The sequence below is a fragment of the Shewanella chilikensis genome, assembly GCF_037953065.1.
GTDB classification, from domain to species: Bacteria; Pseudomonadota; Gammaproteobacteria; order Enterobacterales; family Shewanellaceae; genus Shewanella; species Shewanella chilikensis.
On the sequence record NZ_CP149966.1, the window covers coordinates 1945476 to 1964795 of the forward strand.

Consider the following 19320-nt stretch of genomic DNA (forward strand, 5'->3'; position numbering starts at 1 on the left):
GGGAACACAAGAAAAGGAAGTCAGGATGAAACAGTCGGAAGACAAGGTGAGTGAGGCCCTGAAAGGGTTGGGGGCAAGACCTGACTTGTGTCAGCAGCAAGCCCTGTTTGAGATAGATGTTAAAGGTGACTGGTATTATCTCAACTCACCGCTGCCGACCAAGTTTGCCAGACTCTTCAGTAGTATTTTGCACTGCATCGAGGGTGAACATCTGTTGCTCACCCCGGCAGAGCGTTTGAAGGTAGCGGTGGCCGACACACCGCTTATCATAGTTGATTACAAGCAGTTGGATATCGAGGCCGAGAGCAGCCGTTTTGCCTTGGTTTGCTCCCAGGGTAATGAGTTCGAGGTGCAGGGGCTCAATGCCTTTGAGAGCGCCGAATCCGGGCTATTGGTAAGCTTGCCTCGAGGTCTCAAGGCCAGGCTTGGGCGTGCCTGTTTTTATCGCTTTGCCGAAACCTATTTACTGAGTTAAAAGTCAACGGAATCGCTTTGCCATTCAGGCAGATATAAAACCTTTATTTACAGTAGCCTGACTGTAAATGCCCCATTATTCTCCTTTCTTGTGTTAGTGAAATATTCAGCAGGTGGTAGTATTAATACCATTGGTATAGAAGTTTGATTGACTCAGAATCGGGTTAGCCACTCAAGTTTAAAGCGGATTATCGGCTGGTAATCGTTTACCCATAGGGGAGTCATAAAGCCGTATATTTGGGCAGGTCAATGCGGTTTTATTCCGCCGGAGACGCCATGCACCGCTTTTCATGCTCCCCGCGTAGGTCAATCATTTTGCGCAGTGGTATAGTTAAACTCGGCAATGGAAATGGTCCGGTGCCAATGAAGCAGAATAAACGATTTTGCTGAATGGGGCGAAGCCCAGCAGCTAGCGAACAGACAAGCCCTGAAGTACAGGAGGTGTTGCTTGAACCGCAAAGAGAGTCTCGGTTATCTGGTATCCCATCTGAACGTGGAATTGCAACATGAACTGGATAGCCGCCTGAAGCGTTATCAGCTGGATATTAAACTCTGGCCTGTGTTGTTTGCGCTCTGGCAAGAGGAAGGGATCAGCCAAACCGAGTTGTCACGTCGCTGTGATGTGGCCAACTACACCATGACACGCTTGCTGGATCAACTGCAGGTACAAGGCTTAATTTATCGCCACCAGGAAGAAGACAACCGGCGTGCGTTTCAAATTTTCCTGACCGATCAGGCCAAGGCGATGGAGCAGGACTTAATTCGCGAGGCCGAGCGGGTCAACGAGAAGTTTATGGCGGCCTTGGATGAGCCGGAAAGAGCGCAGTTGCTTATGCTGCTCAACAAGATAAATCATACCGACAAGCGTTAACCTTATGGTTGAATGCGCGATCACTGAATCAAAGATAGACCAATAGTACGCACACCAATCCTCCCAGTAGCAACCAGTGTTGCATATGTGAGTTGTTTGGCTGTTGCTTCCCCTGTTTGAGGCTCGCCAGCAGGCGGTTACACTTGTAGATGCGACAGATAGTCAGCTCTGTGGTGGGGTCTACCAGAAGTTGCATCCGGCAACGTGCGCCATTACGTAACTCAAAGCTGTGTTCGCTATGTAGCCCCAGGTTGAATTTGCTGGATACCATTTTACCGTCGACAAACAAACGCTCAAATCCATTCCAGTTACTGGCCTGTAGTTCCACCTTTTGCTGTTCCACTTCATAGCCGAATCTGAGCATCACTGACTCCCTGACATTCGAGATGACGAATGTTAAGTCAAGCAGAGGCAGATGACGCTTGCCAGTCCGGGAAAATGAATTTTCTGTTTCCGGCGCCTATCTCTTTGCCGACAAGGGGAAAATTTTTTCAGTAATAAAAAAGGGCCCGAAGGCCCCTTTATGGAATATGAGCGAGCTTAAGCTTGAGTACCATTGATGATGGCGCGGGCCATCTCATCGGCTACTTCGGCCGTGGTACGGTTCTGCTCATCGGCCTGCTTGAAGATGGTCAACAGGGTGTTGTAGATCTCTTCTACCTTGGCGCTAGACTTGGCAGCATCATAGTCTTTTTCGAAAGACACGTTGATGATGCCACCGGCGTTGATCACATAGTCTGGGGCATAGAGGATGCCCATCTGCTTGAGCTGCTCACCGTGGCGGGGCTCGGCCAACTGGTTGTTGGCGCAGCCTGCGACTATGCCGGCTTTCAGCTGTGGCAGTGTGGTGTCGTTAAGTGTGGCACCCAGGGCGCAAGGGGCATAGACATCGACGTCCAGAGCATAGATGTCCTGAGGAGCAACCACCACGGCGCCAAAGTCGGTGGCGACCTTGTCCAGTGATGCTTGATGGATATCGGTTACAAACAGCTCTGCGCCTTCTTCATGCAGGTGCTTGCACAGATAATAGCCCACATGGCCTACGCCCTGAACGGCTATCTTGAGGCCCTTGAGGCTATCTTTGTCCAGCTTGTGTTTAACGGCAGCCTTGATACCCAGGTAAGTTCCCATGGCGGTAAAAGGAGAGGGATCGCCGCTCATTCCTTCCAGACCAAGCACATAAGGGGTTTCATCATGGGCAATCATGATATCGGCAGGGGTGGTACCCACATCTTCGGCCGAGTAGTAGCGGCCGCCCAGGCTGTGAACAAAACGGCCAAAGGCGCGGAACAGTTGTTCACGATTCTCTGTCTTGGGATCGGCTATGATAACTGACTTACCGCCACCCATGGCCAGACCGGCCAGCGCGTTCTTGTAAGTCATACCGCGAGAGAGGCGCAACACGTCAGTGAGGGCTTCATCATCTGATTGGTAGTTCCACATACGGCAACCGCCTACGGCTGGACCCAGGTTGGTGTTGTGGATGGCGATGATGGCACGCAGGCCACTTTCCTTGTCATGACAGAATACTACCTGTTCATGTTCGTCGAATGATACATGATTAAATACAGCCACGTCTGTTCTCCGCTGTGCTTATTGGGGCGGCGCTTAGCGGCCGCCGACCGCTTGTTATATTTATTGCAGAACCATAGCATTTAGCGATACTCTCAACAAAGCTGATGAGCAGAATATTTGTGATCTATCTGGCAATTTTGCTTTCCACCTTACGTTAACGTAAAGCTGGTTGAAAGCTGAAGTCAGCCACCCATAGTCGTCTCATTATGGAGTGGTACTGAAAAAGCTGGCCAGAGGCTTAGTTGAACAGATACAGAATATAAAAGCACAATAAAAACAAACAAGAAGAAAGGAAAGTTTATGACTGAACAGACAAGTACACCGCCTAACGCCGAACAGCAGGAAGCCTTGCGCCAGGCTTGGGTGCGTGAACAGTTCCAGAAAGCCAATAAATTTCTTGCAGAGAAAGGGGTGATCCCCAGCAAAGTGGTACCGGCAGAAAGCCGTTATCTGGCGCCTTATGTAGCCATGTGGAAAATCGAATCCAAACAGCCCAGCCACAAGACCTATTGGGTGATGTCCGGTGACTTGCCTTCCGACTATGTTGATGTCAGCGTAGCAGCCACTGCCCGTGAAGCCTTGCGTCACTTTTCGCTGACCTGGCAGCTCAAGGCCGAGAACTTAGTGCAATCCGGTGCCACCAAAGACCCAACCCAGGCCAAGTTTGCCCAGTTGCTGGTCTCCAGAGCCGAGAGCCTGTACAAGATCCAAGCGGACGATAAGCTCTGGGGGTGATGTCGCAATCAATTTCTCACTCTCGACTTTGACGATGAACTTCTGATAGTCATAGTGACGCCAATAGCCTTGGCAGACTGTTGCTCCCTTCCCTGAGAGGTGTTTCTGCAGAAGTTCGAAAATGCGGTGGCAGATGTGGGGAACTACCAGTAAATCTGTGTCTTAGAGGCTGCTTTTGGATACCCCTAAAACAACAACCCAGCCTATGCTGGGTTGTTGTTTATCAAAGAGAGCTTCTAAGTTCAAAGGCGTCAGGCTGCGCCGTCGAACAGGGTATCTTCCAGTGTGCGGCCTCGCATCAGGCTGCGATATTGCCAGCCATTCTGCTTGAGTAGCTGCAGCAGTTCGATATCCAAGGTGTCCTTTTCCGGTTGGTAACGGATAAGGTAGTTTTGTTTGCCCTTGGCCGAGACCTCGTAAACACCTTCAAGGGCGTAGAGTGCCTCCAGCAGTTTTTCCTGATCACAGTGTTGCATCTGCAGCGTCAGATAGGCTTCGGCGCTGCTCTGCTGCATGGTGACCGACTGGCTCAGTTTACCTTTGTCCAGATACAGCACTCTGTCACAGAGCTTTTCCAGTTCATCCAGATTGTGGGAGCTGATAATAAAGGTAGTGTCTGCGCTCAAGGATTCTACCAACTCGCGAATTTTGCGGGCGTTGGCGGGATCCAGTCCGGCCGTGGGTTCATCCAGCAGCACCAGCTTGGGGTTGCCTATCAGCGCCTGAGCTATCGCGGCGCGTTTCCCCATACCATGACTCAGAGAGTTGGGTTTTTGATTGGCGACGTCCTCAAGGCCTACCAGCGCCAGCACCCGCATGGATTCAGCTTTGGCAGCTTCAGCGCCCATACCCTGCATGCGGGCAAACAGGCTGAATTGAGTCAGCAGGCTGAAGCCGGGATCCAGGGCGGCGTCCTGGGGCAGGGCCGAGATCTGTCCTAAAAGTCCGGTGCTGCCCGGGCGCTGTCCCATCACAGTGATTTCACCACTACTTGGACGTATATAACCCAGCAACAGGCTCATCAATGTGGTCTTGCCGGCACCGTTTGGGCCGACCAAGGCGATGGGACTACCGGGCTCCAGTTGCAAGTCGACGCTATCCAATGCCCGCTTGCTGCCGTAGAGTTTGCTCAGGCCGTTACAGTTAATCAGACTCATAGATCACCTCGCTGCATCATGGTGCGGCCTATTGCCAATAATCCAATGGTTTGCAGCAGTGGCAACCAAGCACTTGACAGTGCCGTTAGCGGCTGGGCATTGAGCATGGCATCTATCTGTGCGCCGGGCACCAGATAACCGATGAAAGAGAGCATGGGCAACTGGGCATTAATAGTTGCCATTACTATCATCATGACGGCAAAGAAAAGCACCGCGAATACGCTGGCTAGTCTGGCCGAGCTGGCCCAGAGTGAGAATAGCGCCATCAGGGCGGTGTAGGGCAGCAGGATCAATACCAGATTGAGCGTCATCATCAAGCCGGAAGTCAGCGCGGGTAGCACCAATGCCATATCCCGGCTCATGGTCAAAAATACGGTTGCTATGACTGTGATGGCAACCAACAGCAATTGGATCAACATCATGCCGAGGAAGCGGCCGAAGAAGAGGGCATCGCGGCCCGAACGCAGGCAGAGAAAGCGCAGTGTGCCGCGGTTTTTGTCCGAGGCGAACTGATCGCCGCAGATAAGAATGCTGAACATGGGGAACAGGTAGAGACTGATGACCCAATAGACGGCTTGCTCGGCAACCGGCCAGGCAAACAGTTGATCCAACGTGCCTTCACCGAAGGCGCCGGTAACAAAATGCTTGAAGTCCGGGTTCAACAGAAAGCTGGCGGCACCTCGGACCGGATAGGCGAGGATCAGCAGCCACACCAGGGCGAAAGCTATCATCGCCAGGGTGCCACGGCGGTGGAAAATCAGTTTATAGAGTTCAAATCCCGCGAGTTGCAGGGCGTTTTTCAGCCCTCCGGGATGAGTGCTGTGAGTTGCAGTTGTCATGTGGTTCCTTGTTTTGCTCCAAATATGGAGTCCTTGCAGCGACAGGTGCAAGCACTGGGTTGCCGATAAGACGCCAGCCTAACACCATGAGGCCAGGCAGACCAACGCCTGGCCGCTATTTCAAGCCGTAGCTGTCGTTTTTACGGTCAATTATGCCAGTTGCGCCTTAAGCTCGGCCAATTCCTGTTTTAGTAAAGCCAGCTCTTGCTTGATTGTCGTCAGCTCTAGCTCAAGCAAGGCTATCCGGCTTTGGCTCGCCGTTTCTGGCTCACTTTCGCACTTTCTTTCGCGTTCACCTTCACGGTGAGCTGCAGCTTGATTGGCAATCTGAGAGGTATCTGCGCCGCCGGAACTTTCAGATACACCATCATGCTCGGTGAAGTTCTCGGCAAAGCGTATCTCACGTTTGCCCGGCTCCCTGGCCAGTTGGCGGATAAAGCCTTTGTCTTTCAACGCTAGCAGGGTTTGCTCCACTTGTGGCAGGCCGTCAAATTCAAACAACCGCTGAGCCCGGCTTCTGAGCTCACCAGCGGTTTGGGCGCCGCGCAGCAGCAACAAACACACTATCGCCAGCTCTGCGGGGGAAAACTGCAGCTCGCCAAATTCTGTGTTACAGAATCTGTGGCGGTATTTAATGACCCGGCTGCCAAAGCCGGATTGCTCACTCAGCAGACGTTTTTTACTCAGGCTGTCCAAGGCTTGCTGCACTTCAGATTCGTTCAGTTCCATCACGGGATCGCGGCTGGTCTTTTGATTGCAGGCTTGGGTCAGTGAGTTGAGAGACAAGGGATAAAGATCCGGAGTAGTGACTTCTTTTTCCAGCAGGCAGCCAATCACTCTGGCTTCGATGGCATTGAGTTGCAACATAATTGACAGTTCCATTCAAGGCAGATGTCGGCCAACTGACCGACATTTTACTCAGTGTTTTTGAGTTATATCAGAGCCTTGAGCAGATGTCGCGGTTTTCCTCGGCTGCGCCTTTCCTGAATAGGGCAGGCGCGTTATTTTTGCTCAATTCTTTGCCAGTGCTTTGTCAGTTCTTTGTTCAATTACTGGCGTGGATACCGTCATCTTCGATGCGCAGTTTTCCGGCCTTGAACAGGCCGCCGATGGCTTTCTTGAAGGCCTTCTTGCTCATGCCAAGTTCGGCGTAGATCACCTCGGGCGAGGTCTTGTCGCTGTAGGGCAGGAAACCGCCGGCCTGGGCCAGCTTCTTCATGATCCGCTGTGATTGCTGATCCAACTCCTGACGGTCAGCCTTTTGCAGGGTCAGATCCAGTTTGTTGTCGTGACGCACCTGCTTGATATAACCCTTGAGCTTTTGGCCAAACTTCAGCTTACGGAACACTTCATTTTGATAGATGACGCCCCAATGCTTGTTGTTGACTATCGCCTTGTAGCCGAGATCTGTGGTACCTGCAATGATAAGGTCAACCTGTTGACCATTCTTGTACCAAGCCGGGCTCTTATCGACAAACTTATCGATTTTGGACGAAGCGACAATCCGTTCGTCGGCGCGGTTACGGTGAACATAGACCAGGTAACTGCGGCCTTCTTCTGCCTGCTTGTGCTGCTCACCGAAGGGCAGCAGCAGATCTTTTTCCAGTCCCCAATCGAGGAAGGCACCGACCCGGCCAATGGAAACCACCTTGAGATAAGCAAACTCACCCACCTGAGCCAGGGGCTTTTTAGTGGTTGCGATAGGCATGTCGTTGGAGTCCAGATAGAGGAACACCTCCAACTTGTCGCCAACCTGACAACCCTTGGGCACCACTTTATTGGGTAATAACACCTGTCCCAACTCATGAGCGTTGAGGTAAACCCCGAAATCAACCTGTTTGACCACTTCCAGGGTGCAACTTTGACCTATTTCTGCCATCTGTTTTTGAACCTGATTAACTTTGTTTCAGCTGCGGCGGATTATAACGGATTGCGCCCACCTATGCCCGTGCCTTTTTTTAGGGAAGGTACGAATAAGTCCTCGTGGCCTTCTCTTTTGTAGGGCGTGGCTTGCACAGCAATTGGCGTTCAAGGCATCTGACTGAAGGCATGCCGGGGCCTGTCGAAGTCAGACTTCCCTAAGTTTAAATAAGACTAAAGTTAGCGCTGCTTTTTGCAGCAGAACTGGTTAAGCTGAAAATAAAAACCTTTGCCTATGTTCTCTATCTGGTCCGTCAGCCTGCTGGCACTCTTGTATCTCGCGCTGTTGTTTATCATCGCCTGGTGGGCGGATAAATATAAGCCCAAACGCTTTCGGGCGCTGTTTTACAGCCTGACACTCGGCGTCTACTGCACCTCCTGCGTCGTGGTACTTTGTCCAGCTTCTATTTGGTTGCCGTGATTTGCGCTCGAATCGCCAGGCTTCACGATAACAACCCTTTGTTTGAGGGTGAGTTTTCACCCTCAAATTCCCCAAGGGGGCTGCATTGAATCAAACTAGGTACCCAAAGCGGTATCTGGCCATCAAAATAGGGGGCCTGTGTATTTAAAAAATCTTGAACAGATAAAATCGGCTTTCAAAGCTCAATTTATTGATATAAATCGAAAAAAGCTCGCTTAAATGGCATGGGTGAACATCGCAACTGTAGTTTATATTTCAAGGCCTTGGATAAACTGTGATTCGTGCTTGCATTATGGGGCACAGCAAGGTTTAATTGCGCCGTTTTGAAGGTACATTCAGTCCTGACAGGCAAACGTGAGTAACAGGGTTATTATGGTTCACGAGTCATTAACCGTGTAAATGAACAAAGCACCATTTACACGGGGTTAAGAGGGTTTTAGCTAATGCACAGCCATTCATTTGCCGCACTGGTTCGCCAAGTGCCACAACACAGGTTTTCAACCATTGTCAGCTATGACAATACCGGCTTGAAACATCTCACGTTAATCCGCATCAATTCCGGCCGCGAACAGGCCAATAGTCCCAACTGAGCCCGTCGTCCATCTACGACGATACATTCACTCGGCATTCATTTTTGAATCGCCGAGGACGGGTTATTTGTCCACCCTTACATTCAACACCAAGAGTTTTAGGTTAAATGCAAGCCAAGAATATTTACTACGAGACACTGCATCCGGCATATGGGCAGTATTTTGAGGTGGAAAAGGTGCTGTTCGAGCAAAAGACCGAACAGTGGCACCTGAGCATTTTTGAAAATGCCGCTATGGGACGGGTCATGGCGCTCAATGGTGCCATCCAGACCACTGAGAAAGATGAGTTTGTCTATCACGAAATGTTGACCCATGTGCCTATTCTGGCCCACGGCGACGTCAAGCGGGTGCTTATTATAGGCGGCGGTGACGGTGGCATGCTGCGGGAAGTGGTCAAACATAAACAGATTGAATCCATTACCATGGTGGAGATTGATGCCGCCGTGGTGGAAATGTGTAAAAACTATTTTCCAAACCATTCCCAAGGTGCCTATGATGACCCCAGAGTCAACTTGGTGATCAGCGACGGGATGGATTATGTTAGGCAATCACAGCAAAAATTTGATGTGATTATCTCTGACTGCACAGATCCCCTTGGTCCGGGAGAAGTGCTGTTCAGTTCCGACTTTTACGAGGGCTGTAAGCGTTGTCTCAATGAAAATGGGATTTTTGTCGCTCAGAACGGCGTGCCTTTTATGCAGCTGGATGAAGTGCAAAATACCGTCAGACGCATGAGCTCTTATGTGAAAGAGTGTCGGTTCTATATGGCGGCCGTGCCTACCTATGTGGGTGGCAGCATGGCCTTTGCCTGGGCAACCGATGATCTTGAGGCGCGTCAGCATAGCCTGGCGACTCTCGAAGAGCGTTTTGAGCGGGCCGGTATTACCACCCGTTATTACACGCCGGCTATCCATCAGGCAAGCTTTGCGCTGCCGGCGTTTGTCGAACAGGCGGTCGCGTCAGCGATGACGGTTACCGCATAACCCATTTTTTGATAACAGGCTAACGAACATGAGTGATTGGTCTATTGACGATGCCCGCGTCGGCTACAACGTCGCATACTGGAGCCAGGGATTTTACGGGATCAGCGATCAGGGTGAGGTGACAGTGTCACCGGATCCTTTGAATCCGGACAGCAAAATCGGCCTGAACGAACTGGCCAAAGACATGGTGAAGGCCGGTGTTAACCTGCCTGTGCTGGTCCGTTTCCCGCAGATTTTGCACCACAGGGTCGATAGCCTGTGCCAGGCCTTTAATCAGGCGATTCAAAAGTATGAGTACAGCGAGGACTATCTGTTGGTTTATCCCATCAAGGTGAACCAGCAGCAGACAGTGGTTGAGGAAATCCTCGCCAGCCAGGTCAGCAAAGAAGCCCCGCAACTTGGGCTTGAAGCCGGCAGTAAGCCTGAGCTGATGGCGGTACTGGCCATGGCACAAAAGGCCAGCTCAGTCATAGTCTGTAACGGCTACAAGGATAAAGAATATATCCGCCTGGCACTGATAGGCGAAAAGCTGGGCCACAAGGTCTACATAGTGCTGGAGAAGATGTCCGAGCTTAAGATGGTACTGCAGGAATCCCGCGAGCTGGGGGTTACTCCGCGTCTGGGTCTGCGCGCACGCCTGGCGTTCCAGGGCAAGGGAAAGTGGCAGGCCAGTGGCGGTGAAAAGTCCAAGTTTGGTCTGTCTGCTGCGCAGGTGCTGCGGGTGGTCAACGAGCTCAAGAGTGCCGATATGCTGGATTCGCTGCAGTTGCTGCACTTCCACCTGGGTTCGCAAATCGCCAATATCCGCGATATTCGCCACGGTGTGGGTGAAGCGGCGCGCTTCTACTGTGAGCTGAGAAAACTGGGGGCCAAGGTCAACTGTTTCGACGTGGGCGGCGGCCTGGCAGTGGACTATGACGGTACCCGCAGCCAAAGCAACAACTCAATGAACTATGGCCTGAGCGAATACGCCAACAATATCGTCAGCGCCCTGAGTGATGTCTGCGCCGAGTACGAGCAGCCGGTGCCGAGGATTATCTCTGAGTCCGGCCGCTTCCTGACGGCGCACCACGCCGTACTTATCACGGATGTTATCGGTACCGAGGCCTATTCCCCTGAGAATATCCAGCCACCGGCAGAGGATGCCCCACAGCTGCTGCAAAACATGTGGCAGTCCTGGAGCGATATCCGCGGCCGCGCCGATTCCCGTGCCCTGATTGAGATTTTCCACGATACCCAATCGGATCTGGCCGAAGCTCACGCTCTGTTTGCTCTTGGGCAACTTAGCCTGGAAGAGCGCGCCTGGGCGGAGCAGACCAACCTGCGTGTCTGTCACGAGCTGCAGGGCTTGATGAACAACAAGAACCGTTATCACAGGCCCATCATTGATGAACTCAATGAGAAACTGGCCGACAAGTTCTTCGTCAATTTCTCGCTGTTCCAATCGCTGCCGGATGCCTGGGGTATAGATCAGGTGTTCCCTGTGTTGCCGCTGACCGGGCTGGATACCGCGCCAGAGCGCCGCGCCGTGATGCTGGATATCACCTGTGACTCGGACGGCATGGTGGATCAGTATGTGGACGGGCAGGGGATTGAAACCACACTGCCGGTTCCTGCCTGGAGTGCCGAGAGCCCGTATCTTATCGGTTTCTTCCTGGTGGGGGCTTATCAGGAGATCCTCGGTGACATGCACAACCTGTTCGGTGATACCAACTCGGCTGTGGTGCGTCTCGATGAAAGCGGCCTGGCCAACATAGAGTCTGTGCTGTCCGGTGACACTGTGGCCGATGTGCTGCGCTATGTGAACCTGGATGCCGTGTCCTTTATGCGCACCTATGAAGAGCTGGTGAATCAGCATATTGCCGAAGACGAACGCACCTCGATCCTTGAAGAGCTGCAATTGGGTCTTAAGGGTTATACCTATCTGGAAGATTTTTCATAAGGTCGGTGCATTCAGCAGGCCCTTCGGGGCCTGCAACAAGTAGAGATAAAAGATGTTTTTTGAAGGTTCAGAAAAAAAAATTGAAGTGATAGTGACGCCGGCTACGCCTTCGCTGCGCTCACTGGGAAAGCCCTTCTGGGAAGAGATGGTGGCCAAGGCCAATGCAGAAATCCTCTCTTCCGTCAGCAATGATTATTGCGATGCCTATCTGCTCAGCGAGTCGAGTCTGTTTGTTTGGGACGACAGGTTTTTAATGTTGACCTGTGGTACCACTACACTGGCGCGCTCGACCCTGCATTTTATCGACTCCCTCGGCGAAGAGGCGATAGCCTTTGCGACTTTTCAGCGCAAAAACGAATATCTGTCGCACCTGCAGGCCAGCTCTTTTGAGCAGGACTTGCAGGCGTTGAGAGAGAAACTGTCCGGCGTGGCGTACCGTATCGGTCATCTGGATTCCCATCACCATTACCTGTTTTGCAGTGACAAGGCCTTCAGCGCCGAGAGCGGTGATGCCACCAGTGAGCTGTTGATGTATCACATTCGCGGTGAAGCGGCCGACTATCTGCGCTCCGATAACCAAAGCTGCGCCGGGGTTCGCCAATTGCTGGCACTGGAAGAGATGCTGCCCGGATTCCAGTTTGATGACTTTCTGTTTGAGCCCTTTGGTTATTCCATCAACGGCATTCGCGGCAAAGAGTATATGACTATTCATATCACACCGCAGGAAAGCAGCTCTTATGTCAGCTTCGAGACCAATCTGGATCTCGCCGCACAACCGATAGATATCTTCGCCCGTTTGCTGGCCATTCTCAATCCCGGCAGCTGGGATGTCATCGGCTTCAACGCCCAGTTGGACACCCGTGGTTACCCTGAACATTTATGTCTGGGAAGTTGCTCTTTGTCCCTGGAGCAGGGTTATAATGTTGGCTTCAGTCACTATCAGCAGATGTGCCACGAAGTGCTGATCCCTGAGTCCATGTAAATATCGGCATTAGCCAAGTTTTGGAGTATTTATGACCACTTTAGCAGATAAACCTGATTACTCGCTTTATTCAAATGCGTTTGGTTATTTGCGTCAGCCACTGGATTTCAAACCGCTAGAAAGCGATGCGGATGTGGTGGTAATAGGTTTGCCTTTCGATATGGCCGTTACCGGTCGCAGCGGTGGCCGTATGGGGCCCGGAGCTATCCGCAATGCCTCGACCAATTTGGCCTGGGAAGAGAAGCGTTGGCCTTGGGATTTCAGCCTCAGCGAATATATCAAGATAGTGGATGCCGGCGATCTGGTATTCAACTGTGGTGATGCCGCCGACTTTACCGAGCGCACCGAAAACTTTGCCAGCAAAGTTCTGGCCTCCGGCAAGACACTGCTGAGCTTTGGCGGCGATCACTTTGTGACCCTGCCGCTGCTGCGCGCGCATCACAAACAGTTTGGCAAGATGGCGCTGCTGCACTTCGATGCTCACACCGATACCTACAGTGAAGGCAGCAAGTTTGACCATGGCACCATGTTCTATCATGCCCCCAACGAAGGCTTGATCGATCCGGCCCATTCTGTGCAGGTGGGGATCCGCACCGAATACACCAAAGAGGGCCACGGTTTTCAGGTGATTGACGCCGCCATGGCCAATGATATGACCGCCGATGAAATCGTGGCGCAGATCAAGGCGCGGGTTGGCGATATGCCTTTGTATGTGACTTTTGATATCGATTGCCTGGATCCTGCCTTCGCGCCGGGAACCGGTACTCCGGTATGCGGCGGTCTCACCAGTGATAAGGCGCTGAAGATTATCCGTGGTCTCAAGGGCCTCAACATAGTGGGTATGGATGTGGTTGAAGTGGCACCTGCTTACGATAGCGCCGACATTACTGCGCTGGCGGGCGCGACGCTGGGCCTGGAAATGCTGCATGTCTGGGCTTTGTGTCAGGGCAAAGTCAAGTAAGCCGCTTTACGTTAAGCCAACGCTTGTCGTTGGCTTTTCTTCTTGTATAGAGCCCCCCTAGCTAGGCTGGGGGTTCGCTTTCGCTGGGGCACTGCGCCCGGCTCAGGGACAAGGATAGACAATGACAGATTTGAGTGATATTCGCCGCGAATACACCCGGGGCGGCCTCAGGCGCGCCGATCTGGCCGCCGAGCCCATGGCGCAGTTTGAGCGCTGGATGGCGCAAGCCAAGGATGCACCTTTGACGGATCCTACCGCCATGGTGGTGGCCACAGTGGACGAAACCGGGCAACCGTTTCAGCGGATAGTCTTGCTGAAGCGTTTTGATCAGCAGGGTTTTGTATTCTTTACCAATCTGGAAAGCCGTAAGGCGCAGCAGATTGCCGTCAACGCCAAGGTTAGTTTACTGTTTCCCTGGCATCCGCTGGAGCGCCAGGTCGCCGTGACAGGTGTCGCCGAAGCCCTGTCTGCTACAGAGGTATTCAAGTACTTTGTCAGCCGTCCGAAAGATAGCCAGATAGCGGCCTGGGTCTCGAAACAGTCGAGCAAGCTTAGCGCCCGTCAGGCACTCGAGAGCAAGTTTGCCGAGATGAAGGCCAAGTTTGCCAAGGGCGAAGTCCCCTTGCCCAAGTTTTGGGGCGGTTACCGCATAGTGCCTTCCAGTGTGGAATTCTGGCAGGGCGGTGAGCACAGGCTGCATGACAGATTCCTCTACAGCCGCACAGATGGTGGATGGGAGATTAATCGTCTCGCACCTTGATGGCGCTATGGCATAACAAGAGGGACGGCATCTGCCGTCCCTCTACTTTATCCGTCAACTATTTTAACCGCACTACGTTTTCCGCCTGCAGCCCCTTTTGGCCTTCTGTCACGCTGAAGCTGACCTTCTCACCCTCTTTCAGGGTGCGACGGCCGCTGCCTTGAATGGCGCGGTAATGGACGAACACATCGGCGGCGTTTTCCTGGGTTAGAAAACCAAAGCCTTTTTCATCGTTGAACCATTTAACGGTTCCTGTCACTTGTTGCTCTGACATAGTTTCCTCTTTCAGTCACTTAGCCTGGGCTGTAGCTTTGTATAAGTATTTGTAGGGTAAAGGGGATTTGTTTCACTGGTTTGACACTCTGATGATCCTTGAAAACCAGAGTTTTTTGCGCTCAGCAACAGGTTTTTATAGCAAGAGTGGGGCTGAAAATAACTGGCTGATAGAGATTGCCAGGGATAGAGTCAATATCAATCCCATCAAGAGTGAGGGAGTAGCATTCTGCAGGTTTATGGGTTGAGAATGCTACTCTTATGAGCCGAGAGCAGGGCTGATATTTTATTTAGTACAGAAAGACTGACTCAATCTCACTCTTCACTGAGGTAGAAGTAACCTTTTTCTAGCAGGTCACACAGCAGCGCTGCTATTGCCTCATCATCCAGCAATGACTCAAGGTTTGCAGCATTTATGCTGGTGCGATTGGCAATAAATTGCGCCTGCTCTTCACTGCCTTGCGGCAATTCAAAGGCTTCCCCATTGATAAACAGCCGGCAGTTGGGATCGTTTTCCAGCATGAGAATTTTAAGCCCACCTATGCGCTTGAATACAGCGCCTTCGGCCGCAGCTTCTCTGAGCTCCTCGGTACTCATAGGCTCACCCTGGCAAATATCCAGATCAAAGCGATTCTGACTCAACAATTTGCCCAGCACGCCCTGATAATAGTCAGGGTTCTCAGTCAGCTCTTTCAGCAGCGCCATCATCCCCTGTTGCTGGCTCTTGGCGATCAGCGCAGGTTGCCCGGCTTCTTCACTCGAAGTGAAACGTTTGTGGCCGAGATCCTGATCAAGCATAAAGTCGGCCATTTCGCTGATAAGCTCTTGCTGACTCGGTGCCCGGAAGCCTATTGAGTAGGACAGTGCCAGGGTCAGAGTCTCGCCCCTGTGAGGAAAACCGGGCGGAATATACAGCATGTCGCCGGGCTCCAGCACTGTATCTATGATGGGCTCAAAGTCCTCAATCAAAGGGGTATTGGGGTTATTGCCGCGCTTGGCGTATTGGCCCTTGGCACCCACTGTCCAGCGTCTGCGCCCCTCGCCTTGAATGATAAAGACATCATAGTTGTCTATATGGGGGCCGACACCACCACCCGGCGTGGCAAAGGACACCATCAGGTCATCGAAGCGCCAGTCCGGCAGGAAACGGAAGGCTTCCACCAGACCCTGAGAGTCCGGATACCAGTGGTTGACGGCCTGCACCAGCAGTTGCCAGTTTTCTTCACTGAACTTGTCATAGTCTTCAAATGGGCCTGAGATCACTTCCCAGTCCTGCCCCTTGGTGATTACCACCCGTGAGGAGATCTCCTCTTCACAGGCGAGGCCCGCCAGCTCATCGGCGGCGATAGGATCGACAAAGTCCTTGAAGGCTTGTCTGATCACCTTGGGTTGTTGCTGCCACACCTCTTTAACAAAGGCATCTCTGTCAAGAGTCAGCTGGTAAGTGTTCGTCATCTGTTATCCAATCCTTAAACCGTTTCAATGGCCAGTCAGTTATCCCGCTTGCAACGGCATAAACCCCGGGGAGAAAAAAGGCGGTACTGGAAACCAGTACCGCCTGCGACAGCCAAGAGGCTATCAGTTCAAATCATCGACAAAGGCTTCGGCGCGGCCTATGTAGTTGGCCGGCGTCAGTTGCTTGAGTTCGTGTTTCACGTTCTCAGGCAGTTCCAGACCGTCGATAAAGGCAGCCAGCTGCTGACCATCGATACGCTTGCCACGGGTCAGCTCCTTGAGCTTCTCGTAAGGCTTTTCGATGCCATAGCGGCGCATGACTGTCTGTACCGGCTCGGCCAGTACTTCCCAGTTGTGATCCAGTTCATCGCGCAGGTGCGCCTCGTTGACTTCCAGCTTACTGACACCCTTGAGTGTGGCCTGGTAGGCGATCAGCGAGTGGGCGATACCCACACCCAGATTACGCAGCACTGTGGAGTCGGTCAGATCGCGCTGCCAGCGGGAAACCGGCAGTTTGCTGGCCAGATGCTGCATCAGGGCGTTGGCTATGCCCAGGTTACCTTCCGAGTTTTCAAAGTCGATAGGGTTAACCTTGTGCGGCATGGTGGATGAGCCGATTTCACCGGCCACTGTCTTCTGTTTGAAGTGACCCAGGGCGATATAACCCCAGATATCACGGTCAAAATCAATCAGCACGGTATTGAAACGGGCCACGGCATCGAACAGCTCGGCAATATAGTCGTGCGGTTCAATCTGAGTGGTGTAGGGGTTCCAGTTCAGCCCCAGGCTGGTGACAAAGCGCTGTGACAGCTCATGCCAGTTCACTTCTGGGTAGGCGGACAGGTGGGCGTTGTAGTTACCCACGGCGCCGTTGATCTTACCCATGATCTCAACCGCTTCAATTTGTTTGAGTTGGCGTTCGAGACGTACGGCCACGTTGGCCATCTCTTTACCCAGAGTCGAAGGCGAGGCGGGTTGGCCGTGAGTACGGGACATCAGAGGCACAGTCCTGTAACGTCTGGCCAGCTCTTTAACGGCATCGACCAGCTTCTGGCAGTATGGCAGCAGTACCTGTTCACGGGCTTCGGTCAGCATCAGGCCGTGGGACAGGTTGTTGATGTCTTCACTGGTGCAGGCAAAGTGCACGAACTCGCCTATGGCGGCCAGCTCGGCATTGTCGGCGATTTTTTCCTTGATGAAGTATTCCACCGCCTTAACGTCATGGTTGGTGGTGGCTTCGATGGTTTTGACTCTCAGGGCATCGGCTTCGCTGAAGTTGTCGCGAATATTGTCCAGCAATGCCAGAGCTTCTTCACTGAAGGGGGGGACTTCTTCGATTTCAGGGCAGCTGGAAAGCAGTTTCAGCCAGTTGATTTCGACCTGAACACGATACTTGGTAAGACCGTACTCGCTGAATATCCCCCGAAGTTCGGCGGTTTTACTACCATAACGCCCGTCTACCGGTGAGATAGCAGTCAGTGCGGAAAGATCCATTATAAGCTCCTTGATGAACTTGGCTTTATTATAGGGTGAGGCTTTTCTTAGCTGTATCGACGATCGCCTTGCGGGCAAACACCAGATGTCTGCGTTTACCGCCGAGTTGACGCCAGAGTACGGCACTGCGCATTGCTGCCAGCAACAAGGCGCGTATTTTATGTTGGACCAGTGGCCGCTGCAGTATGTTGGGATTGCCCGAAATCTGGATCTTGGGCCCCAAATTACTGATGATATCGCTGTAGATGCTGGCCAGGTTGGCGATAACCTGCTCGTCGGTTATGGCAAAGTGGCTAAGTTGGCGATGCACCTGATTGATGCGCTCAGACAGCATCCCCAGAGCCGCCTGGTTGCGGCTCAGTTTACGCTCCAGCGCCAGAATGCCGACCAGATAGCGGGTGATTTCCACATCTTTCTGGGCGCTGTCACCCAGTTGGTTGATAATCCACTTGTAGCCGTTGGCCAGCACGACTTTGTCGGGATAGATCTCATCGATATTCTCGGGATCTGTCACCATAATGCCATCGAGTGCCGCAGCCAACTGCTGCGGATCGCTTTCCCCGTGGCGGGCTATGTATTGCACCTGGGCGATTGCCTGCAATATGCCGGCAAATGCCATAGTGCGGTCATGCAATTGCTCGCTCAATGATTACTCCCTAATCAGGGTTTCTATGATGCCGCCACCCAGGCAGACTTCACCGTCGTAGAATACTGCCGACTGCCCTGGCGTGACTGCCGCCACAGGTTCGTCGAAGATCACTCTCAGTTCATCGTCACCCTGGATATAAACAGTGCAGGGGATATCCTGCTGGCGATATCGGGTCTTGACCGTGATTTTTGCGCCATCGGCAGGGCCTTGTCTGTCTACCCAGTGCAGCTGCCTGGCCGTGAGGCCAACCGACATGAGTCTCGGATGCTGGCCGCCTTGGGCGACAATCAATACATTACGTTTCAGATCTTTGTCGACCACATACCAAGGATTGTCGTTGCTGTTTTTCATGCCGCCAATTCCAAGGCCCTTGCGCTGGCCCAGCGTGTGGTACATCAGCCCCTGATGCTCGCCTATCACTTCACCGTCGACACTCTCGATTTTACCCGGTTGCGCGGGCAGATAAGTGCCAAGGAATTCAGTAAATTTGCGTTCACCGATAAAACAGATGCCGGTGCTGTCTTTCTTGTTGAAGGTGACCAGCCCTTGCTCTTCGGCAATGCGGCGAACTTCGGGTTTTTCCAGTTCACCTACAGGGAACAGGCTGCGAGCCACCTGTTGGTGACTCAAGGTGTAGAGGAAGTAGCTCTGATCCTTGTTGCCATCTATGCCGCGAAGCAGCTGGGTTTTACCATCGGTATCACGGCGGCGCACATAGTGGCCCATGGCGATATAGTCGGCATCGAGAATGTCATCGGCAAACTCAAGGAAGGCTTTGAATTTGATCTCCTTGTTGCACATGATGTCCGGGTTAGGCGTGCGTCCCGCCTTGTACTCGGCCAGAAAATACTCGAACACATTGTCCCAGTATTCGGCGGCGAAGTTGACCGTGTGCAACTTGATGCCCAGCTTGTCACAGACAGCCTGGGCATCTTTTAAATCTTCGGCGGCAGAGCAATATTCGTCGGTGTCATCTTCTTCCCAGTTCTTCATGAACAGGCCTTCTACCTGATAGCCCTGCTGGAGCAGCAGATAGGCTGAAACAGATGAGTCGACACCGCCGGACATGCCGACAATGACTTTTTTTCCTGATGCATTGGGAGTGTTAGCTGTCATAGATCCTAAAACCGTTGAATTCATTCATGAACGCCCGAAAAGAGAACTGCTGCTTGTGCCCGGTTGTGGCAGGCCGTTATTGGCGCGACGCTGGGGTGGACAAACAGCCATAAGGCACTCAGT

The 19320-nt window shown here is 52.5% G+C and carries 21 protein-coding genes; 10 read left to right on the forward strand and 11 right to left on the reverse strand.

Features of this window, described 5'->3' with window-relative positions:
* The first annotated feature begins 25 nt into the window (after positions 1-25).
* A complete protein-coding gene (locus tag WKR14_RS08910; protein ID WP_224866909.1) occupies positions 26-475 on the forward strand; it encodes a DUF1285 domain-containing protein in 450 nt (149 codons plus the stop codon).
* A 447-nt stretch (positions 476-922) separates the two neighbouring features.
* A complete protein-coding gene (locus tag WKR14_RS08915) occupies positions 923-1345 on the forward strand; it encodes a MarR family winged helix-turn-helix transcriptional regulator (RefSeq protein ID WP_039033408.1) in 423 nt (140 codons plus the stop codon).
* 28 nt (positions 1346-1373) lie between these two features.
* Here the strand turns inward: WKR14_RS08915 and WKR14_RS08920 are convergent, their stop codons facing one another.
* Positions 1374-1709 (reverse strand): hypothetical protein, encoded by a 336-nt coding sequence (locus WKR14_RS08920; protein ID WP_101055827.1) that lies wholly within the window; start codon positions 1707-1709, stop codon positions 1374-1376.
* A 176-nt stretch (positions 1710-1885) separates the two neighbouring features.
* Complete coding sequence (locus WKR14_RS08925; RefSeq protein WP_101055828.1) at positions 1886-2920, reverse strand: Glu/Leu/Phe/Val dehydrogenase dimerization domain-containing protein; 1035 nt, start codon at positions 2918-2920, stop codon at positions 1886-1888.
* 300 nt (positions 2921-3220) lie between these two features.
* Here WKR14_RS08925 and WKR14_RS08930 point away from each other — a divergent pair, with 300 nt between their 5' ends.
* Positions 3221-3655 carry a DUF4826 family protein gene (locus WKR14_RS08930; RefSeq protein WP_101055829.1) on the forward strand — a complete coding sequence of 145 codons (435 nt, stop codon included), beginning with the start codon at positions 3221-3223 and terminating at the stop codon, positions 3653-3655.
* Between the two features lie 251 nt (positions 3656-3906).
* Here WKR14_RS08930 and WKR14_RS08935 read toward each other — a convergent pair whose 3' ends face one another.
* The 4 genes from WKR14_RS08935 to WKR14_RS08950 form a co-directional block, all read right to left on the reverse strand.
* Positions 3907-4812 carry an ABC transporter ATP-binding protein gene (locus WKR14_RS08935; RefSeq protein ID WP_101096761.1) on the reverse strand — a complete coding sequence of 302 codons (906 nt, stop codon included), beginning with the start codon at positions 4810-4812 and terminating at the stop codon, positions 3907-3909.
* Positions 4809-5651: an ABC transporter permease subunit gene (locus WKR14_RS08940; protein WP_339087650.1), complete on the reverse strand. Its 843-nt coding sequence runs from the start codon at positions 5649-5651 to the stop codon at positions 4809-4811. Before WKR14_RS08940 ends, WKR14_RS08935 begins: the two co-directional genes overlap by 4 nt.
* 150 nt (positions 5652-5801) lie before the next feature.
* On the reverse strand, positions 5802-6533 hold the full coding sequence (locus tag WKR14_RS08945; protein ID WP_370628790.1) for a YceH family protein: 732 nt from the start codon (positions 6531-6533) through the stop codon (positions 5802-5804).
* Positions 6534-6696: 163 nt separating this feature from the next.
* On the reverse strand, positions 6697-7530 hold the full coding sequence (locus WKR14_RS08950; RefSeq protein WP_101055831.1) for a CvfB family protein: 834 nt from the start codon (positions 7528-7530) through the stop codon (positions 6697-6699).
* A 276-nt stretch (positions 7531-7806) separates the two neighbouring features.
* Between WKR14_RS08950 and WKR14_RS08955 the strand changes: the two genes are divergently transcribed.
* The 7 genes from WKR14_RS08955 (at position 7807) to pdxH (ending at position 14210) form a co-directional block, all read left to right on the forward strand.
* Complete coding sequence (locus WKR14_RS08955; RefSeq protein WP_248952686.1) at positions 7807-7992, forward strand: hypothetical protein; 186 nt, start codon at positions 7807-7809, stop codon at positions 7990-7992.
* Between the two features lie 443 nt (positions 7993-8435).
* Entirely contained in the window at positions 8436-8582 is a 147-nt protein-coding gene (locus WKR14_RS08960) for a hypothetical protein (protein WP_093983023.1), read from the forward strand.
* A gap of 107 nt (positions 8583-8689) precedes the next feature.
* Positions 8690-9565 (forward strand): polyamine aminopropyltransferase, encoded by an 876-nt coding sequence (gene speE / locus WKR14_RS08965; protein ID WP_339087651.1) that lies wholly within the window; start codon positions 8690-8692, stop codon positions 9563-9565.
* A gap of 28 nt (positions 9566-9593) precedes the next feature.
* Positions 9594-11507: a biosynthetic arginine decarboxylase gene (speA, locus tag WKR14_RS08970; protein WP_335917692.1), complete on the forward strand. Its 1914-nt coding sequence runs from the start codon at positions 9594-9596 to the stop codon at positions 11505-11507.
* Between the two features lie 52 nt (positions 11508-11559).
* A complete protein-coding gene (locus WKR14_RS08975; RefSeq protein ID WP_044734378.1) occupies positions 11560-12489 on the forward strand; it encodes an adenosylmethionine decarboxylase in 930 nt (309 codons plus the stop codon).
* Positions 12490-12520: 31 nt separating this feature from the next.
* Positions 12521-13450: an agmatinase gene (gene speB / locus WKR14_RS08980; RefSeq protein WP_039033398.1), complete on the forward strand. Its 930-nt coding sequence runs from the start codon at positions 12521-12523 to the stop codon at positions 13448-13450.
* Between the two features lie 121 nt (positions 13451-13571).
* Complete coding sequence (gene pdxH / locus WKR14_RS08985; protein ID WP_339087652.1) at positions 13572-14210, forward strand: pyridoxamine 5'-phosphate oxidase; 639 nt, start codon at positions 13572-13574, stop codon at positions 14208-14210.
* Between the two features lie 58 nt (positions 14211-14268).
* On the opposite strand, the gene WKR14_RS08990 is transcribed toward pdxH, so the two are convergent.
* The 5 genes from WKR14_RS08990 to mnmA form a co-directional block, all read right to left on the reverse strand.
* Positions 14269-14484: a cold-shock protein gene (locus tag WKR14_RS08990; RefSeq protein WP_025009621.1), complete on the reverse strand. Its 216-nt coding sequence runs from the start codon at positions 14482-14484 to the stop codon at positions 14269-14271.
* A gap of 314 nt (positions 14485-14798) precedes the next feature.
* A complete protein-coding gene (locus tag WKR14_RS08995; protein ID WP_339087653.1) occupies positions 14799-15938 on the reverse strand; it encodes a cupin domain-containing protein in 1140 nt (379 codons plus the stop codon).
* Between the two features lie 123 nt (positions 15939-16061).
* The gene (purB, locus tag WKR14_RS09000) at positions 16062-17432 is read right to left on the reverse strand and encodes an adenylosuccinate lyase (protein ID WP_096141855.1); all 1371 of its coding nucleotides are present in this window, start codon (positions 17430-17432) and stop codon (positions 16062-16064) included.
* Between the two features lie 28 nt (positions 17433-17460).
* A complete protein-coding gene (hflD, locus tag WKR14_RS09005) occupies positions 17461-18078 on the reverse strand; it encodes a high frequency lysogenization protein HflD (protein WP_028781430.1) in 618 nt (205 codons plus the stop codon).
* A gap of 3 nt (positions 18079-18081) precedes the next feature.
* Positions 18082-19197, reverse strand: a complete 1116-nt coding sequence (gene mnmA, locus WKR14_RS09010; RefSeq protein WP_096141856.1) for a tRNA 2-thiouridine(34) synthase MnmA — start codon at positions 19195-19197, stop codon at positions 18082-18084.
* Between the last annotated feature and the right edge of the window lie 123 nt (positions 19198-19320).

What these genes read in the sequence shown, in the direction of transcription:
- purB (WP_096141855.1), bottom strand. Translation starts at nt 17,432, where the DNA reads ATGGATCTTTCCGCACTGACTGCTATCTCACCGGTAGACGGGCGTTAT.
- speE (WP_339087651.1), top strand. Translation starts at nt 8,690, where the DNA reads ATGCAAGCCAAGAATATTTACTACGAGACACTGCATCCGGCATATGGG.
- speB (WP_039033398.1), top strand. Translation starts at nt 12,521, where the DNA reads ATGACCACTTTAGCAGATAAACCTGATTACTCGCTTTATTCAAATGCG.
- speA (WP_335917692.1), top strand. Translation starts at nt 9,594, where the DNA reads ATGAGTGATTGGTCTATTGACGATGCCCGCGTCGGCTACAACGTCGCA.
- WKR14_RS08995 (WP_339087653.1), bottom strand. Translation starts at nt 15,938, where the DNA reads ATGACGAACACTTACCAGCTGACTCTTGACAGAGATGCCTTTGTTAAA.
- mnmA (WP_096141856.1), bottom strand. Translation starts at nt 19,197, where the DNA reads ATGACAGCTAACACTCCCAATGCATCAGGAAAAAAAGTCATTGTCGGC.
- WKR14_RS08960 (WP_093983023.1), top strand. Translation starts at nt 8,436, where the DNA reads ATGCACAGCCATTCATTTGCCGCACTGGTTCGCCAAGTGCCACAACAC.
- WKR14_RS08930 (WP_101055829.1), top strand. Translation starts at nt 3,221, where the DNA reads ATGACTGAACAGACAAGTACACCGCCTAACGCCGAACAGCAGGAAGCC.
- WKR14_RS08975 (WP_044734378.1), top strand. Translation starts at nt 11,560, where the DNA reads ATGTTTTTTGAAGGTTCAGAAAAAAAAATTGAAGTGATAGTGACGCCG.
- WKR14_RS08920 (WP_101055827.1), bottom strand. Translation starts at nt 1,709, where the DNA reads ATGCTCAGATTCGGCTATGAAGTGGAACAGCAAAAGGTGGAACTACAG.
- WKR14_RS08950 (WP_101055831.1), bottom strand. Translation starts at nt 7,530, where the DNA reads ATGGCAGAAATAGGTCAAAGTTGCACCCTGGAAGTGGTCAAACAGGTT.
- WKR14_RS08910 (WP_224866909.1), top strand. Translation starts at nt 26, where the DNA reads ATGAAACAGTCGGAAGACAAGGTGAGTGAGGCCCTGAAAGGGTTGGGG.
- pdxH (WP_339087652.1), top strand. Translation starts at nt 13,572, where the DNA reads ATGACAGATTTGAGTGATATTCGCCGCGAATACACCCGGGGCGGCCTC.
- WKR14_RS08935 (WP_101096761.1), bottom strand. Translation starts at nt 4,812, where the DNA reads ATGAGTCTGATTAACTGTAACGGCCTGAGCAAACTCTACGGCAGCAAG.
- WKR14_RS08940 (WP_339087650.1), bottom strand. Translation starts at nt 5,651, where the DNA reads ATGACAACTGCAACTCACAGCACTCATCCCGGAGGGCTGAAAAACGCC.
- WKR14_RS08990 (WP_025009621.1), bottom strand. Translation starts at nt 14,484, where the DNA reads ATGTCAGAGCAACAAGTGACAGGAACCGTTAAATGGTTCAACGATGAA.
- WKR14_RS08955 (WP_248952686.1), top strand. Translation starts at nt 7,807, where the DNA reads ATGTTCTCTATCTGGTCCGTCAGCCTGCTGGCACTCTTGTATCTCGCG.
- WKR14_RS08945 (WP_370628790.1), bottom strand. Translation starts at nt 6,533, where the DNA reads ATGGAACTGTCAATTATGTTGCAACTCAATGCCATCGAAGCCAGAGTG.